Genomic DNA, 16,668 nt, shown 5'->3' with positions numbered 1-16,668 from the left:
GGGTGGTTGTTTTGTCTCGCACCTAACGGAGCGAGACGGACTAATAGTCACATAACAAAAATGCCCCAGCATGAGCAGGACATCTAAGCATTTAATCCAAAGTAAAATACAAACCAAACTACATAGGTTACGAGGAGGAGAAAAAGCGAGTAGAGAGTCACAAAGGTAATTTTCCACAAGAACTTGGTTTGTCGTCGTTCCAGTTTGGCAAATAGAAGATTCCCAGCGTAAACGCAAGCAACAAACACAATAAAAGCCACCAAGCGAGCTCCGATAGCAAAAGCAAATAAGTTATACATAGGGCAACCTCCTTGACTTAAAACTATATGGAATTATGACAAGCAATAAATTTCACTTCCATTATCAAGATAACATATTTTCTTTATTTTTGCAAACGCTTACCTTTGAGTGCTTATGTGACTTTCTCGTTTCCGTCTTTTACTAATTTTTCATTTTGTGGTATAATTGAAATAATTGTAACGAATCAAGGTCAATCTAGACACAAAATGAAATGAAATCAAGCAAATCTCTGCTAAAAGTTTGGAATAAGCTGACCTGTAAATAGAAAGGAACTATATGATTTACAAAGTTTTTTATCAAGAAACAAAAGAACGTAGCCCACGTCGTGAAACAACACGCGCACTATACCTAGACATCGATGCTAACTCAGAACTTGAGGGCCGTATCGCTGCTCGCCAACTTGTCGAAGAAAATCGCCCAGAGTACAATATCGAGTATATCGAACTCTTGTCTGACAAATTGCTAGATTACGAAAAAGAAACTGGCGCCTTCGAAATTACGGAGTTCTAATATGGCCTACACTCTTAAACCTGAAGAAGTCGGCGTTTTTGCCATCGGTGGTCTGGGAGAAATCGGGAAAAACACATACGGGATTGAATACCAAGACGAGATTATCATCGTCGATGCTGGGATTAAATTCCCAGAAGATGATTTGCTGGGTATCGACTACGTCATTCCTGATTACTCATACATCGTGGACAATATCGACCGCGTCAAGGCTGTCTTGATTACACACGGACACGAGGACCACATCGGTGGGATTCCTTTCCTGCTCAAGCAAGCAAATGTCCCTATCTATGCTGGACCGCTTGCCTTGGCTTTGATCCGTGGGAAACTCGAAGAACACGGCCTCTTGCGCAACGCCAAACTTTACGAAATCAACCACAATACTGAGTTGACCTTTAAAAATCTCAAGGCAACTTTCTTTAGAACGACTCACTCTATTCCAGAACCTTTGGGGATTGTCATTCATACTCCTCAAGGGAAAATTGTCTGTACGGGTGACTTCAAGTTTGACTTAACACCAGTTGGTGAACCAGCAGATTTGCACCGTATGGCAGCTCTTGGTGAAGACGGTGTACTCTGTCTCCTGTCTGACTCGACAAATGCAGAAATTCCAACCTTTACCAACTCTGAAAAAGTCGTTGGCCAGTCCATCATGAAGATTATCCAAGGCATTGAAGGACGTATCATCTTTGCATCCTTTGCCTCAAATATCTTCCGTCTCCAGCAAGCAACAGAAGCTGCTGTTAAGACTGGACGCAAGATTGCGGTCTTTGGTCGCTCTATGGAAAAGGCCATTGTCAACGGAATCGATCTTGGCTACATCAAAGCTCCTAAGGGAACCTTTATCGAGCCAAATGAAATCAAAGACTACCCTGCAGGCGAAGTTCTGATCCTCTGTACAGGTAGTCAGGGTGAACCTATGGCGGCCCTCTCTCGTATCGCCAACGGAACCCACCGTCAGGTGCAACTCCAACCCGGCGATACTGTTATCTTCTCTTCTAGTCCGATCCCTGGAAACACTACTAGCGTCAACAAGCTGATTAACATCATTTCTGAAGCTGGTGTCGAAGTTATCCACGGTAAGGTTAACAATATCCATACATCTGGACACGGTGGCCAGCAAGAGCAAAAACTTATGCTCCGCTTGATTAAGCCAAAATACTTCATGCCTGTTCACGGTGAATACCGCATGCAAAAAGTCCACGCTGGACTGGCGGTAGATACTGGTGTTGAGAAGGACAATATCTTTATCATGAGCAATGGTGATGTGCTTGCCCTTACTGCTGACTCAGCTCGTATCGCAGGTCATTTCAACGCCCAAGATATCTATGTAGATGGAAATCGTATCGGTGAAATCGGCGCTGCGGTCCTAAAAGATCGTCGCGATCTATCTGAAGACGGTGTCGTTCTGGCAGTCGCAACTGTTGACTTCAAATCGCAGATGATTCTATCTGGTCCAGACATCCTCAGCCGAGGCTTTGTCTACATGAGAGAGTCTGGCGACTTGATTCGCCAAAGCCAACGCATCCTCTTCAATGCAATTCGTATCGCACTGAAAAACAAGGATGCTAGCGTGCAATCTGTCAATGGTGCCATTGTCAACGCTATTCGCCCCTTCCTTTATGAAAATACAGAACGTGAACCGATCATCATCCCGATGATCCTCACACCAGACGAAGAATAAAGCAAGAAAACAGCCCCGAAAACGGAGCTGTTTTTCTCTATGCTTTCTTTTCTTGATTTTTAGAAATACTACGATTTTTACCTTCAAGATACACCATCAAAATAGAAATATCTGCTGGGTTTACTCCCGAAATACGGCTGGCTTGGCCGATGGTTTCTGGATTGATGAGTTTGAACTTCTGGCGGGCTTCGGTTGCGATAGAATCAATGTCATCCCAGTCGATATTGGCTGGAATGCGTTTTTCTTCCATGCGCTTCATCTTGGCAACCTGATCCATGGCTTTTGAAATATAGCCTTCGTACTTGATTTCTGTTTCAATCAATTCGATAATCTTGTCATCCAAGTTCTCTACAGCTGGCCCGATAAAGGCCACCACATCTTGATAAGAAACTTCTGGACGGCGAAGGAATTCCTTGGCTGTCACTGCATCTGTCAACGGCTTGAAGCCCATCTCCTCAACCTTGGCATTGGTTTCCTTGACTGGCTTAAGTTTGATACTGTCTAGGCGCTTCATCTCATTGACAAATTGATTTTTCTTGATTTCAAAGCGAGCCCAGCGTTCATCGTCCACAAGTCCAATCTCGCGTCCCATCTCTGTCAAACGCATATCGGCATTGTCATGACGGAGAATGAGACGGTATTCAGCACGACTGGTCAATAGACGGTAGGGTTCAATGGTTCCCTTGGTCACCAAATCGTCAATCATCACACCGATATAACCGTCACTGCGCTTCAAAATCAATTCAGGCTTGCCTTGGATTTTCAGAGCCGCATTAATACCTGCGATAATCCCTTGCCCAGCAGCCTCTTCGTAACCTGACGTTCCATTTGTCTGACCAGCAGTGAAAAGACCTGAGATTTTCTTGGTTTCCAGAGTCGCACGCAACTGGTGAGGCAAGACCATATCATACTCAATGGCATAACCTGTTCGCATCATCTCTGCATTTTCCAAACCTTTGATAGAATGAACCAGGTCACGCTGGACATCCTCAGGTAGACTGGTTGAGAGGCCTTGGACATAGACTTCCTCAGTATTGCGCCCTTCTGGCTCAAGGAAGAGTTGGTGACGTTCCTTGTCCGCAAAGCGCACAATCTTGTCTTCAATCGACGGACAGTAACGAGGTCCCACTCCCTTGACCACACCTGTAAACATAGGCGCACGATGGAGGTTGTTTTGGATAATCTCATGACTGGTACCATTGGTATAGGTCAACCAGCATGGCACTTGGTCTTTGACATAATCCTCATCTCGTGAAGTGTATGAGAAATGATTAGGCGCTTCGTCTCCTGGCTGAATCTCGGTCACATCGTAGTTGATTGAAGAAGCCTTGACACGTGGAGGGGTTCCTGTCTTGAAACGACCGATTTCGAGGCCCAGTTCCTTGAGATTGTCAGCAAGGTTAATAGAAGCCAAGCTGTGGTTAGGACCTGATGAGTACTTGAGGTCTCCGATGATAATTTCCCCACGGAGGGCCGTCCCTGTCGTCACGATAACAGCCTTAGCAGCATACTCTTGGTGGGTTGCTGTACGCACACCGACAACTTTGCCGTCTTCCACCAAAATCTCATCAATCATGGTTTGACGAAGGGTCAGATTCTCTTGATTTTCAACCGTCTTGCGCATCTCCTTAGAGTAAAGCTCCTTGTCAGCCTGCGCACGAAGGGCACGGACAGCTGGCCCCTTCCCTGTGTTGAGCATCTTCATCTGGATGTAAGTCTTGTCAATGGTTTTGGCCATCTCGCCACCTAGGGCATCAACTTCACGCACAACGATCCCCTTGGCAGAACCACCGATAGAGGGGTTACAAGGCATGAAAGCCAGCATTTCAATGTTGATAGTCGCAAGTAAGACTTTACAGCCCATACGGCTAGCAGCTAAGGAAGCCTCGACCCCAGCGTGTCCCGCACCAATTACAATAATATCGTATTCTTCAGTAAAATTATAAGTCATTTCTTAACCTTTCAAAAATTTCTCGCAAATAAGGAACTAACTTCTCCTCCTCTAGAGCTTGAGCCATAGTAACCCATTTAAAGTGCGTATGCTCTTCAGGATCTAATCTGATAATCGGCTTCTCCCCAACCCACTCTGCTTTATAAACTAAGCGAGTAAAGACAATATCCTTAGAGGTATCCAGTTGACTATCTTCGTGAAGAAGTTTGAGCAAACTGCTATCTAGCCTAACTCCCGCTTCTTCAATACATTCTCTAAGAACTCCATCTCGCGGAAGTTCACCCTTTTCAACCCCGCCACCAGGAATATCCCAGTAAGTTGGATAAACATTGGGTTGTCCTCTTTTAATTTCCGAACGCTGAATGAGCAAATAATCATCACCACTATGAACAAGTACATGGGCAATAAGCTTAACCATCATTTTCTCTCCTATTCCTCAAGATGAATGTGTCTTAGTTGGCCGTCCCAATCTGGCAGGGCTGTTTTCAAAAAGGCTGGAACTAGATTGATACCCTTAAGCTGATCCAAATCAATCCACTCACAAGGCTGCCTTTTCTCATCTTCCTGCATGGTCAACGGGGCATCCTCAAGCAAGTCCACCAGATAATGAAACTCGATGTTGTGCCAATAGACACCATCTTATTCAAAACGATTTTCAACAACAAAAGCTAGTTGCTCAGCTTGAGCTTCGACACCCAGTTCTTCCCTCACTTCACGGACTACCGCTTCTTCCGTTCTTTCGTTAACTTGGATGGCACCGCCAATAGTGTAATACTTGCCCTTATCTTTGGTGACTAGGAGCTTGCGATTTTGGACAATCAAGGCTGTCGCCCGAACTCCAAAAACTGTATTTCCTGTTTTTGTCCGAAAGTCTTGTTGAATCATTCTTGTCCTTTCCTCTAAACGACACAAAAACAGTCAAAACTCCAAAGAAGTGCAGGACAAAAAAGCCTGCAACATCCATGAGCTTTGACCATCATTTCTATTGCTTTTATTATTGTAGCAAATTGAGAAAATTTGTCAATCTAAATGTACTGACAAACTTGTCCATCGCGGTAAGCATTGTCAATCAAACCACCACCTAGACACTCTTCCCCGTCGTAAAAGACAACTGCCTGACCTGGTGTGATGGCGCGTTGCGGTTCTGCAAAGATAACCTCTGCCTTGTCTCCTTTGACATGGACGGTCACCTTAGAATCAGGCTGACGGTAGCGGAATTTAGCCGTACATTCGAGCGTAAACTCCTCTGGCATGTCACGAGTAAAGTGAACCTGACTAGCCTCAAGGCTGGTTGACATGAGCGAATCATGGTAGAAACCTTGTCCGACATAGAGAATATTCTTGCTTAGGTCTTTTCCGACAACGAACCAAGGGGCATTGTCACCGCCGTGTTGTCCACCGATACCCAGACCACCACGCTGACCGATTGTATAATACATAAGTCCTGCATGCTCGCCCATATCGCGACCATCCACTGTCATCATGCGACCAGGCTGAGCTGGCAGGTAGTTGCTAAGGAAGTTTTTAAAGTTCTTTTCTCCGATAAAGCAAATCCCTGTCGAGTCTTTCTTCTTAGCAGTCGCAAGTCCTGCTTCTTCTGCGAGTCTGCGAACTTCAGGTTTTTCCAAATGTCCCAGTGGAAACATAGTCTTTTGTAATTGCTCTTGTGAAAGTTGGCTGAGGAAATAGGTCTGATCCTTGCCATTGTCCACGCCACGAAGCATGTGAACAGTACCATCCTCATCACGCGCCACTCGGGCATAATGCCCAGTCGCTACATAATCTGCTCCCAAGGTCATGGCATAGTCCAAAAAAGCCTTGAACTTGATTTCCTTGTTGCACATAACGTCTGGATTTGGCGTGCGCCCTGCACGGTATTCCGCTAGGAAATACTCAAAAACGCGGTCCCAGTACTCTTTTTCAAAATTGACAGAGTAGTAAGGAATGCCAAGTTGGTCTGCTACCGCAGCTACATCCTTGTAATCTTCGGTCGCCATACAGACGCCATTTTCATCTGTGTCATCCCAGTTCTTCATGAAGATACCGATAACATCGTAGCCCTGCTCCTTGAGCAAAAGAGCCGTCACCGACGAATCAACACCACCACTCATCCCCACGACAACACGTGTTTTAGAGTTATCACTCATGGTAAGTCTCCCATCTATTCGTTTATTCACGATTGAAGGTCGTGTGTGCTTTAACGATTGAAGGTCGCTTGAGCAGTATTCATTATAACATGCTTGGTTAGAGAAGACAAGAAAGAGGCTGTCAATCGACTAACCTCTTATCAATCTATCACTTTCTAGCTTCATTCGCTTTCTTAGCAACTGCAATCTGGTATCTCACTTGGTCAAATCCTGTACCTCCCAAGGAATTTCGTCTTTGAACAGCAGTTTTAGGTTGCAAGTAGACATAAATATCCTCTGCAATGAGGGAATGATAGGTTTGTAATTCCTCCAAAGTCCAATCTTGAATATTTTTAGCAGACTTGATAGAGTCTAGCACTAATCTTCCCACAACCTCATGAGCTTCTCTAAATGGCAAGCCTTTCCCTGCCAAATAATCTGCCAACTCAGTCGCATTTGAAAAGTCCTTCTCTGTAGACTCTTGCATTTTTTCCTTGTTTACCTGCAAGCTAGATAACATACCTGCCAATACATCGAGGGAATTTAAAATCGTTTCGACCGTATCAAACATTCCTTCCTTATCCTCTTGCAAATCCTTATTATAAGCTAAGGGCAAGGACTTCATGACTGTCAACAGTCCAAACAGATTCCCATAAACTCTACCAGTCTTTCCTCGAATCAACTCAGCCATATCTGGATTTTTCTTTTGGGGCATAATAGAGGAACCTGTTGTAAACGTATCTGACAAGGTAATGAATTGGTACTCAAAGCTACACCAATTGATCATTTCTTCGCAAAAACGGCTCATATGCATCATGAGTATGCTGGCATTTGACAGAAATTCTAAGATAAAATCGCGGTCACTAACAGCATCCAAAGAATTTGTATAAGGTTGCTTAAACTCCAGCAAATCGCTAGACAATTGGCGATCAATGGGGAAAGTCGTTCCTGCTAAAGCTGCCGCACCTAGAGGGCATAGATCTGTATGCTTCTGGTTAAATTCAAAGCGTTCACTGTCTCTTTGAAACATATTGTAGTAAGCCATCAGGTGGTGGGCAAAACTAATAGGCTGGGCATGTTGCAGATGGGTATAGCCCGGCATAATCGTCTCCACATGATTTTCCGCCAAATCTAATAAAACACCCCTGAGATGAGCCAGTTTATCTAGGACATGGCCTAGTTGCTCCTTGAGATACAAGTGCATATCTGTCGCAACTTGGTCATTTCGAGAACGAGCTGTATGTAGTTTCCCTGCAAGAGGACCAATTTTTTCTGTCAGCAACACTTCCATATTCATATGAATATCTTCGTTTGCGATATCAAAGTCAAGTTGGCCTGCCTCTAGCTCTTCTAGGAGCTCTTTCAAGCCTTCTTGAATCTTTTCTGACTCCTTCAAACTCAAAATGCCCGTCTGACCCAACATCTGAACGTGGGCTAAAGAACCAATCACATCAAATTTAGCTAATTTCTGGTCAAAAGATATACTCGCACCAAAGCGCTCTACCCAATCTTCGACAGTACCTTCAAAGCGACCACCCCATAATTTTGTATTCTTAGCCATATCACATCCACCTCTCTAGTCAATCGCCCTATTTGGCGCTTTTTTGAACCTCAGAATGAACCTTGGTTGGAAGCCCCCACAACTTAATAAAGCCAACAGCCGCATCTTGGTCAAAGGTATCTGCGCTAGTATATGTCGCCAAATTTTCATCGTAAAGTGAATTTGGTGATTTCCGAGCCACGACCTGAGCGCTTCCCTTATACAGTTTAACTTTTGCAGTCCCATTAACAACTTTTTGAGTCTCTTTAATATAAGCAATCAAGGCTTGTGTAGCCGGACTAAACCACAAAGCATTATAAATGAGATTTGATAATTCATTTTCTATAATTGGTTTAAAATGAGCCACTTCTCTCACAAGCGTCAAATCCTCAATTTCCTTATGAGCTGTCAGCAGGGTCACTGCCCCTGGGCACTCATAGATTTCTCTTGATTTAATCCCCACCAAGCGATTTTCCACGTGGTCAATCCGTCCAACCCCATGTTTCCCAGCTATTTCATTGAGTTTTTGAATCAAATCTGCCAATTTTAGCCCTTCTCCATTGAGGGAAACTGGAACGCCTTCACTAAACTCAATCTCAATGTATTCTGGCGTGTCTGGAGCTTCCTCTGGAGAAGATGTGATGCCAAAGGCTTCTTCTGGAGCCTGATTCCATGGATTTTCCAAAATACCACACTCATTGGCACGTCCCCAAAGATTTTGGTCAACAGAGTAGGGATTGTCAAGGTCAGCAGGAACAGGTACCCCATTTTCCTTGGCATAATGAATTTCTTCCTCCCGAGACCATTTCCATTCACGAACTGGCGCAATCACTTTTAAATTGGGATCCAAGGCTGCAATCGATACTTCAAAACGTACTTGGTCATTCCCCTTACCTGTACAACCATGAGCAATTGTAGTAGCTCCTGTCTGATGCGCTATTTCAACCAATTTTTTAGAAATAAGAGGGCGGCTCAAGGCAGATACCAAGGGGTACTTTTGTTCATAATAGGCATGTGACTGAAGAGCCACTAGCACATAATCTGTAGCAAATTCGTCCTTAACATCAATGACATAAGATTCGACTGCCCCAACCTTAAGAGCCTTATCATGGATGAAATCCAAGTCTTTCCCTTCACCCACATCCATACAAACTGCAACAACTTCATAGTCTTTCTTTAGCCAGGTAATAGCAACTGATGTGTCCAAACCGCCAGAATAGGCCAAAATTACTTTTTCTTTACTCATGTTCTTTTCCTTCTTTCTATTTTTCAATGGACGCTTTAAAGGCATCCTCAATGAGTTTGTCTAATTCCCCAGACTCCTTCAACTTTTGAATGGTTTTATCGACCGCCTCTTTCAATTCCTTGCTATCTTTTTTCATGGCGACCGCATAAGAATCATCTTGCTCTTTTTCAAAATTGAGGTCTGCGATTGCTAAATCAGGATTATTTTCCACAAATCCCTTGGCAACAGGTTCTTCAAAGATAACGGCATCCACTTGCCCTGATTTTAAATCTGTAATTAAATTCCCATTTTTAGGCAGAGATACGAGGGATGAATTTTGTAGCAAGTCTTTCGCCATCGTCTCTTGAATCGAACCTTTCTGCGCTCCGACCTTTTTCTGCGCTAAGTCTTTGACAGACTGATAAGTGGCTAAATCAGATTTTTTGACAATGAGCTTATTTTTTGAAGTATAGTAGGGAGTTGAAAAATCGAACACCTTGCTTCGTTCATCTGTCTTAGAAACACCAGATATGGCAAGATCGGCTTTTCCTGATTGAACACTAGCCAGTACATTGTCAAAACTCATGGGTGATAGTTCCAATTCGACACCTAGTTCTGTTGCGATAGCCTTGGCTAATTCGATGTCTGAACCCACAATCTGATTTTTCCCATCAACCACTTTTTGGTATTCAAATGGAGCAAAATCTGGATTGAGGGCTACAACCAATTTTCCTTTGGACTTGATGGCTTCAATTCCAGCCGATTGATTGTTACTACAAGCAAATAGTAGGGGGAGCATCACTAAACCAAACATCGTCATCAACACCTTCTTCATCTTATTCATAACAAAGCCTCCTTTATGTTTATTCTTTTTGGTTGTATAAACAATACTCTTATCCTCATCATTTGTCAAGTCGAAATTGAAAAATTTTTCAATTTGAAACAAAAAAACCTAGAAATACTACATAAAAATGTCATTCCTAGGCGTATTTATGCTATTTCTCTCTGGAAATATGAGTATTCAGTCAGTCAAAAGGAGCTAAACGGACTCATTTCCCCTCGCCCAATTCAATGATCCGATGACATTGTTGGGCTACATAAGCATCGTGGGTCACAATAATGACTGTTTTCCCTTCTCGATTCATCTCTAAGAGAAACTTCAAGACCAAATCTCTATTTTCAGGATCCAGAGAACCTGTTGGTTCATCGGCTAAAATCAGCTGGCTTGGTTTTAAGATGGCTCTAGCAACTGCAATTCGTTGTTGTTCGCCACCAGACAACTCGGAGACCTTTTGATGCAAAGTAGCTGACAAACCTACTCTCTCTAAAATCTCTTCCACCTTTTTGAGCTTGTCTTTCTTAGACAATTTCACATATTTCAGCGCCAGCATAAGATTGTACTCGACCGTTTCATCATCAATCAGAGCAAAATTTTGAAATAGATAAGAGATGTGTTCACGGATTATTATTTGCGACTTGGCAGAATTGACCGCTAGATTTGTCTGACCAAAAATCTCATACCGTCCGCTGTAATCACTATCTATCAAACCTAATAAATTTAACAAGGTCGACTTACCACTACCACTCTTACCAACAATGGCTACCAAATCCCCCTGATCAATCCTGAGAGACAAGTTATCCAAAATCACTTTTCTCCCAATGGTTTTCGTAATATTTTTCAACTCAATCATAAGATGCCCCCTTTCAATAACTCTACTAGACTTCTTTTCTCCATCCTAGAAGCCAAAACTAGCACAAATAGTATATCCAGACATGTAAAGCCTGCAAACAGCAGAAGTGGCAAGAACGCATGGGCAAAGAAAATCAAGACTAGAAGGGGGAGACTATAGCCCAGCAAGAGCAGAACTAAGAGAGCTCGGTAGCGATCGACCAGTTTCCACCCCATAAACTTCTTGGTAATGATATCCCTGCGCTTCAACAAGAAAGTGGTAACGAGTAAAAAGTAGGAGACAATCATACTGAGAAGAGCAAATAAGGCAAAAAGAACGTTAAAATTACGAACAGAATCCCGATAGGTATCGACTAGCTCCTCTTGAATTGCTTGAATCGATGAAAATTTTAAATAGCTACCATCAGATAAGTTATCGACTAACTCTGTAATCACTTTTTGATTTTGTTCTGTATTTTCAACTTTCATCGGGTTGTTTAAACCTGTCGTTGACAAGCGAGTCTTTTCTTCCCACATCATGTCTTGATCATTCACCAGACTAATGATTGGATTGTGGAGATTTTCCTTTCGCTCATTATTATAAGGGAAGAAAGACCAATCTCCTTCATAGTAGGCAATTTCCACATCCATATCTTCTATTGTTTTCTTTTGTTGATCTTCATACCTCATAGAAAGATAGGCGATGGATTTTCCCAAGAACTGATTCTTGCCTTCTTGTCCTTTATCACTGGCTGGCATCAAAATAACTTTTTTAGTGCCGGTATCTGGTAACTTGAATCCCTTGCTCTTTAGAAAATTGCTATTAGCATAGTAAACATCTACCTCATCAGGCAGTTGGTACTGCTGCACTTGTTCTGCTTTGATGACTGGTTTGATAGGAAGACTCGCACCTCGCACATAGTTTACTTGTGTTTTTGCTAGCAAGTCTTGATAAAATTGGTAGAAATAATCTGTAGATTTCCCTGAACCTGCTAGCTCTTCTTGCCACAGGTTATCATTGAGTTGGAAGGTTTCTAAGGTCAAGTAATTGCCTTGGCTTACCCACTGTTGCTGATAAGCAAGTTCTTTGTTTTCTTGTTCTAGACTTTTGCCCACCCCAATCAGTAAGGCCGTCAGTAAAATAGTTGTCCCTATTTTCATCACATAATTGAAGATGAGACCAAGTTTGACAGATGAAAAACCTTTCAACATGGAGCTGACTGTCATTTTCTGAATCATCAGGTAGGTCAGCCAACTGATGAACAAATACAACTGTAAAAGCAGAAATTGGGATAAGAGTAAACTTGGAAACAAAAGTTTCGGCCTATAATCCAGCATTAAAAATAGTCCCAAGTCAATGATAAGACTTCCACCCAAGAGAAGATAAAAATTAGTTTTTACAAAACCAGCTAAAATCGCCCTGCTTTGAAAACCAAGTAACTTTTGAACCCCCACTCGTTTCATCTCCATCATCGGCTGATAAACTGTCATTAAAATCACAAGCAAGATTGCCAAGATAAAGATAATGATAGATAGTAACAAAGCTTGATTTAACACTCCAACCTGACTTCGGTAAGTGGGTTCTAATAAAATCGTCTTATCTATCTGGAAAAAATCACTCCACTTTTGTAGAATGGTATCACGATCTATCTCTTTGCTGGAGGTAATCATATAGCGCCCATTTACAGTATGGGATTTATCCTCAATATAGGATTGGAAGGTCTGGAGTCGAATGAGTTTCACCTTCAAAAAGGTGGGAATAGTGCCTAGATTATTGGGAAGATCCTGGTTGCTGTAGACCCCCTTTTCGTTCTTTGAAAAATCAAGAGAAGTCAGACCGAACTCCTGATAGGGGAAGGTTTCCTTATTAAAAACACCAGCCTTGACGGCCTCATCGCCATTATCTACTTTGATAATAGAGACCTTGTCTTGACTTGCAACCTCTTCAAAAAACTGGAGAATCGTTTCTGTCGGTTTAGTGACATCTTTCAAGTACAAGTCAAATGAATAAGTTGTCTTGCCCATCTCCTGAATCCGCACTATTTCTCGTGTAACATTTACATTCAGGACAAAAAACGTAGTACACAGTAAGAGCAAGAGCATACAAAGATGACTGATTTTTTTCATAGAGATACCTCCCGTGAAGAGACGAAACTGGGAAAAAACTAACTTTCCAATAAAGCCACACAGTGATTCTCTCAGCTTAATTGTGTTCAAGGATGCAAACACTGCGTGGCTTTTGAATATTTAGAGGTTAGTTTTTTGGGCAATTGTCAATCAGAATGTTCTTTTATCTGTCAATAATCCTAGAAAATCTTGTCGTTTCAAGTCTGAGAAATGTTTGGTTGAAAGACTTCCTTTTTGAAGTCCATCATCTCTAACCTGCAAATAATAGCTATGTTGGCTTGTTTTAATTGTCAAAAAATCGCCAAATATAAAAACTCTTTTCCAGTTGCGAATCTCAAATTCTTTCATCTCTGATTTTGGAATGCGGATAAGTCCTTGTCGCAAATCACGATGGTGCTCACTTGTGAAAGTCATCCCATTCCCAAGATTTCTTATCAGTAGTTCATCTGGAGTCACCATCACCAGCGCTATTTTAGTTAAGAAAATTTCAACTGTTGGTGGTAAAATCGCCAAATTAAACCAGGGATGTAGGTAGCGATAGGCTAAGAAATAATGAGGCTCCTCACCCAATCCTAGTTGTTTATATAAGGTCTTGACCTCACTATCTAACCTTGCTTCAAAAGACACATCCGAATGCTCTTCTTCCTTCTTCTGATTAAAATAACGCATCCAGACTAGGAAACCTATAAAGACTATGATAAATATTCCTGATAAAAGATATTTTAAATTGTAGTTCATCACTTAACCTCCTGATTCACGACTCCGCCTAAAGCAGAGCCCTATTTATTTTGAAAATAGTTCCATAACAACTTTAAATAAGACTGGTGTCATTAAAATGAGGATAGTTCCTATCACAAATATCATGACTACTCGAAAAAGCTCCTTATTTTTAAACATTTTTCCACCTCTTTTCTAGCTACATCATAGTACTGTTAAGCCCATTTTAAAATTACACCAAGCTTATTTTAGTTTTCTTTTCTACTTTTTATATTACTATGATACAATATTTTTAATAGGATTTTATTATTTGTTAACTTTTTTCACGAAAAGGAGTAAATCATGCGTTATGATTTCGGAAAGGTCTATAAAGAAATACGTGAGTCAAAAGGCTTAACACAAGAAGAGGTCTGCGGAGATGTCCTTTCAAGAACTAGCCTATCAAAGATTGAAAGTGGCAAGGTAACTCCCAAATATGAAAATATGGAGTTTCTTCTCCGGCAAATCAATATGAGTTTTGAAGAGTTTGACTATATCTGCCACCTCTATCAACCGAGCCAACGAACAGAAATCATGCAAACCTATCTCAATATGAGCTCAATCCTGGGGACTAGTGAACTCGAAAAACTATTTCAAAAATGCCAAGACTATCTCAAAACCCACCACGACCTGCCCATAGAAGAAATCAGGGATATGTTGGAAGTTGTCATTCATATCCGTCAACATGTTACAGAGCAACTGTCAGACCAAGTGAAACAGACTGTCAAAAAACTTTGGGAGAAAATTGAAAAACAAGATACATGGTATGAAAATGATCTAAAGATTCTCAATACCATCCTTTTCAGCTTTCCCATCGAACACCTCCATCTCATCACTGAAAAAATATTGCAACGCTTGGAAGTCTATAAAAACTTTCAACATTTATATGAATTACGAGTGACAATCCTACTCAACCTTTCCACTATTTACTTATACAATCAAGACAAAAACATGTGTAAGCAAATCTGCTATACGTTACTAGAGGACGCCAAGAACAAGAAAAGCTACGATAGGCTTGCTATCTGCTATGTCCGTATTGGGATTTGTAGGGATGATGCTAAACTTATTCAAAAAGGTTTCTCCCTTCTGGAGATCACCGAGGAAACCTCCATGCTGTCTCATCTCAAAAAAGAAGTAGAGACCTATTACCAACCAAAGAAATTATAAAAAAAGTCGAGGGATTTCCTCGACCTTTTCATATTATTCTGTTCGCTATTTCTTAATACCAGCCGTTGTTAAGCCAAAAGTTTTTAGCGGCTGACCATGAACCGTAACGTCCTGCAACGTAAGCATCTGCTACACGTTCTTGGTTTTCAGCTGAGTAGTCACCGTTCAAGTATGAATCTGTCAATTGGTAACGTCCAATGTAACGTCCATTTGTAGCTGTATAGCTACCACCTGATTCTTTTTGTGCAATCCATTCTTTAGCTTCTGCTTCAGATCCGCTTACAGTTGCGGCTGGTGCTGAAGTTTCTGCTGTAGCAACAGTTTCTTCTGCTACAGGAGCGCTTGCAGCTGGTGCTGCTTCTTCTACTACTTCTGTAGTTTCTGCTACTGGAGCTGAAACAGTTTCATCTTGAGCAGCTGGTGCTGCATAAGTAGCTGGCGCTGGTGTTGCTGCTGGTGCTACTGGACCGTCGATAACCAACTCTTGACCAACATAAATCATATGGATGTTGTCAATGTGGTTGTTTTCTGCCAATTTCTCAACAGTTGTGTTGTGAGTTTCAGCGATTTCTGAAAGTGTATCACCTTCTTTAACAGTGTAAGTTGATGATTCTTGAGCAGATACAAATGATGGAGCAAATACTGCAAACAAGGCAGCTACTCCTGCAAGAGTTGTTTTAATCTTTTTAGTTGTTGATTTCATATTCGAAAATTCTCCTTCTTTCTATAGTACTATCATACCCTTTAAATATTACTGTTTCTTGACACTTTTATGTAGAAATATTACAAAATTATTTTTTATTTCCCTAAATAAGCCATTTTTGTCATAAAAGTCGCTATTTTATGCTATTTGTGGCATTAAAAAGGTTTTCATCTACAATTAAAGTCAAGATACTCATTCTTTGATATAATAGAGATAAGAATTTTTATAAGGGGAAACTGATGAAATCACTTCGTTTTCAATCTGTCTTTGATATCATCGGACCAGTTATGATTGGCCCATCTAGTAGCCATACCGCTGGTGCTGTTCGTATTGGGAAGATTGTATCTTCCATTTTTGATGATACTCCGACAGAAGTCGAATTCCAACTATTTAACTCATTTGCCAAGACTTATCGTGGTCACGGGACAGACCTAGCCCTTGTTGCAGGTATTTTGGGCATGGATACAGATGATCCTGAAATTCCAAATAGTCTGGAGATTGCCCACAAGCGTGGCATCAAGATTGTCTGGACTATTCAGAAAGACAGCAATGCTCCTCACCCAAACACCACTAAAATTACTGTCAAAAATGCCCACAAGACTATCAGTGTGACTGGTATTTCTATCGGTGGAGGAAATATTCAGGTCACCGAACTCAATGGCTTTGCCGTCTCTCTCAATATGAATACACCGACTATCATCATTGTTCATCAAGATATTCCAGGTATGATTGCCCTTGTAACGGAGGCTCTTTCACGCTATGGTATCAATATAGCCCAGATGAATGTTACTCGTGAAAAAGCTGGTGAAAAAGCCATTATGATTATCGAAGTTGACAGTCGAAACTGTGATGAGGCCATCGAAGAAATTCGAAAAATCCCTCATCTCCACAATGTCAATTTCTTTAAATAGGA

General features: G+C 41.6%; 15 protein-coding genes and 1 pseudogene. 4 read left to right on the top strand and 12 right to left on the bottom strand.

Annotated features, from left to right (window positions below; translation table 11 throughout):
• Nucleotides 1–83: 83 nt before the first annotated feature.
• The gene (locus tag RYK12_RS04365) at nucleotides 84–299 is read right to left on the bottom strand and encodes a hypothetical protein (protein WP_000282478.1); all 216 of its coding nucleotides are present in this window, start codon (nucleotides 297–299) and stop codon (nucleotides 84–86) included.
• A gap of 277 nt (nucleotides 300–576) precedes the next feature.
• Between RYK12_RS04365 and RYK12_RS04360 the strand changes: the two genes are divergently transcribed.
• Both RYK12_RS04360 and rnjA read left to right on the top strand, forming a co-directional pair.
• Nucleotides 577–810 (top strand): DNA-dependent RNA polymerase subunit epsilon, encoded by a 234-nt coding sequence (locus tag RYK12_RS04360; protein ID WP_000639571.1) that lies wholly within the window; start codon nucleotides 577–579, stop codon nucleotides 808–810.
• A gap of 1 nt (nucleotide 811) precedes the next feature.
• Entirely contained in the window at nucleotides 812–2,491 is a 1,680-nt protein-coding gene (gene rnjA / locus RYK12_RS04355; protein ID WP_120164143.1) for a ribonuclease J1, read from the top strand.
• A gap of 37 nt (nucleotides 2,492–2,528) precedes the next feature.
• Here rnjA and mnmG read toward each other — a convergent pair whose 3' ends face one another.
• From mnmG to RYK12_RS04305, 10 genes and pseudogenes are all read right to left on the bottom strand, one after another.
• A complete protein-coding gene (gene mnmG / locus RYK12_RS04350) occupies nucleotides 2,529–4,442 on the bottom strand; it encodes a tRNA uridine-5-carboxymethylaminomethyl(34) synthesis enzyme MnmG (RefSeq protein WP_314847202.1) in 1,914 nt (637 codons plus the stop codon).
• Complete coding sequence (locus RYK12_RS04345; RefSeq protein WP_314847201.1) at nucleotides 4,432–4,863, bottom strand: NUDIX hydrolase; 432 nt, start codon at nucleotides 4,861–4,863, stop codon at nucleotides 4,432–4,434. Before RYK12_RS04345 ends, mnmG begins: the two co-directional genes overlap by 11 nt.
• Before the next feature lie 8 nt (nucleotides 4,864–4,871).
• Nucleotides 4,872–5,327 (bottom strand): annotated as a pseudogene (locus RYK12_RS04340) (NUDIX hydrolase).
• A gap of 140 nt (nucleotides 5,328–5,467) precedes the next feature.
• Nucleotides 5,468–6,589 (bottom strand): tRNA 2-thiouridine(34) synthase MnmA, encoded by a 1,122-nt coding sequence (gene mnmA / locus RYK12_RS04335; RefSeq protein ID WP_314847200.1) that lies wholly within the window; start codon nucleotides 6,587–6,589, stop codon nucleotides 5,468–5,470.
• Between the two features lie 148 nt (nucleotides 6,590–6,737).
• Nucleotides 6,738–8,129: an argininosuccinate lyase gene (gene argH / locus RYK12_RS04330; RefSeq protein WP_314847198.1), complete on the bottom strand. Its 1,392-nt coding sequence runs from the start codon at nucleotides 8,127–8,129 to the stop codon at nucleotides 6,738–6,740.
• A 28-nt stretch (nucleotides 8,130–8,157) separates the two neighbouring features.
• Nucleotides 8,158–9,354, bottom strand: a complete 1,197-nt coding sequence (locus RYK12_RS04325; RefSeq protein WP_261012094.1) for an argininosuccinate synthase — start codon at nucleotides 9,352–9,354, stop codon at nucleotides 8,158–8,160.
• A 16-nt stretch (nucleotides 9,355–9,370) separates the two neighbouring features.
• Nucleotides 9,371–10,177 (bottom strand): ABC transporter substrate-binding protein, encoded by an 807-nt coding sequence (locus RYK12_RS04320; RefSeq protein ID WP_001038479.1) that lies wholly within the window; start codon nucleotides 10,175–10,177, stop codon nucleotides 9,371–9,373.
• A 205-nt stretch (nucleotides 10,178–10,382) separates the two neighbouring features.
• Complete coding sequence (locus RYK12_RS04315) at nucleotides 10,383–11,024, bottom strand: ABC transporter ATP-binding protein (RefSeq protein WP_261012095.1); 642 nt, start codon at nucleotides 11,022–11,024, stop codon at nucleotides 10,383–10,385.
• Nucleotides 11,021–13,129, bottom strand: a complete 2,109-nt coding sequence (locus tag RYK12_RS04310) for a bacteriocin-associated integral membrane family protein (protein ID WP_314847194.1) — start codon at nucleotides 13,127–13,129, stop codon at nucleotides 11,021–11,023. The genes RYK12_RS04315 and RYK12_RS04310 overlap by 4 nt, the downstream gene beginning before the upstream one ends.
• Nucleotides 13,130–13,279: 150 nt before the next feature.
• Nucleotides 13,280–13,867, bottom strand: a complete 588-nt coding sequence (locus tag RYK12_RS04305; protein WP_261079716.1) for a hypothetical protein — start codon at nucleotides 13,865–13,867, stop codon at nucleotides 13,280–13,282.
• A gap of 321 nt (nucleotides 13,868–14,188) precedes the next feature.
• Here RYK12_RS04305 and RYK12_RS04300 point away from each other — a divergent pair, with 321 nt between their 5' ends.
• Entirely contained in the window at nucleotides 14,189–15,052 is an 864-nt protein-coding gene (locus RYK12_RS04300; RefSeq protein WP_314847191.1) for a helix-turn-helix transcriptional regulator, read from the top strand.
• Between the two features lie 52 nt (nucleotides 15,053–15,104).
• Here RYK12_RS04300 and RYK12_RS04295 read toward each other — a convergent pair whose 3' ends face one another.
• The gene (locus RYK12_RS04295; RefSeq protein ID WP_084887758.1) at nucleotides 15,105–15,755 is read right to left on the bottom strand and encodes a LysM domain-containing protein; all 651 of its coding nucleotides are present in this window, start codon (nucleotides 15,753–15,755) and stop codon (nucleotides 15,105–15,107) included.
• Nucleotides 15,756–15,994: 239 nt separating this feature from the next.
• On the opposite strand from RYK12_RS04295, the gene sdaAB reads away from it, so the two are divergent.
• Nucleotides 15,995–16,666: an L-serine ammonia-lyase, iron-sulfur-dependent subunit beta gene (gene sdaAB / locus RYK12_RS04290; RefSeq protein WP_000838912.1), complete on the top strand. Its 672-nt coding sequence runs from the start codon at nucleotides 15,995–15,997 to the stop codon at nucleotides 16,664–16,666.
• The last annotated feature ends 2 nt before the right edge of the window (nucleotides 16,667–16,668 follow it).

This window comes from uncultured Streptococcus sp. (assembly GCF_963518475.1).
Lineage (GTDB): Bacteria > Bacillota > Bacilli > Lactobacillales > Streptococcaceae > Streptococcus.
The sequence above is the reverse complement of the archived record's forward strand: the minus strand, read 5'-3'. Positions and strand labels throughout refer to the sequence as shown.

Coding starts and splice junctions, on each gene's coding strand:
- RYK12_RS04365 (WP_000282478.1), bottom strand. CDS start 299: ATGTATAACTTATTTGCTTTTGCTATCGGAGCTCGCTTGGTGGCTTTT.
- RYK12_RS04360 (WP_000639571.1), top strand. CDS start 577: ATGATTTACAAAGTTTTTTATCAAGAAACAAAAGAACGTAGCCCACGT.
- rnjA (WP_120164143.1), top strand. CDS start 812: ATGGCCTACACTCTTAAACCTGAAGAAGTCGGCGTTTTTGCCATCGGT.
- mnmG (WP_314847202.1), bottom strand. CDS start 4,442: ATGACTTATAATTTTACTGAAGAATACGATATTATTGTAATTGGTGCG.
- RYK12_RS04345 (WP_314847201.1), bottom strand. CDS start 4,863: ATGATGGTTAAGCTTATTGCCCATGTACTTGTTCATAGTGGTGATGAT.
- mnmA (WP_314847200.1), bottom strand. CDS start 6,589: ATGAGTGATAACTCTAAAACACGTGTTGTCGTGGGGATGAGTGGTGGT.
- argH (WP_314847198.1), bottom strand. CDS start 8,129: ATGGCTAAGAATACAAAATTATGGGGTGGTCGCTTTGAAGGTACTGTC.
- RYK12_RS04325 (WP_261012094.1), bottom strand. CDS start 9,354: ATGAGTAAAGAAAAAGTAATTTTGGCCTATTCTGGCGGTTTGGACACA.
- RYK12_RS04320 (WP_001038479.1), bottom strand. CDS start 10,177: ATGAATAAGATGAAGAAGGTGTTGATGACGATGTTTGGTTTAGTGATG.
- RYK12_RS04315 (WP_261012095.1), bottom strand. CDS start 11,024: ATGATTGAGTTGAAAAATATTACGAAAACCATTGGGAGAAAAGTGATT.
- RYK12_RS04310 (WP_314847194.1), bottom strand. CDS start 13,129: ATGAAAAAAATCAGTCATCTTTGTATGCTCTTGCTCTTACTGTGTACT.
- RYK12_RS04305 (WP_261079716.1), bottom strand. CDS start 13,867: ATGAACTACAATTTAAAATATCTTTTATCAGGAATATTTATCATAGTC.
- RYK12_RS04300 (WP_314847191.1), top strand. CDS start 14,189: ATGCGTTATGATTTCGGAAAGGTCTATAAAGAAATACGTGAGTCAAAA.
- RYK12_RS04295 (WP_084887758.1), bottom strand. CDS start 15,755: ATGAAATCAACAACTAAAAAGATTAAAACAACTCTTGCAGGAGTAGCT.
- sdaAB (WP_000838912.1), top strand. CDS start 15,995: ATGAAATCACTTCGTTTTCAATCTGTCTTTGATATCATCGGACCAGTT.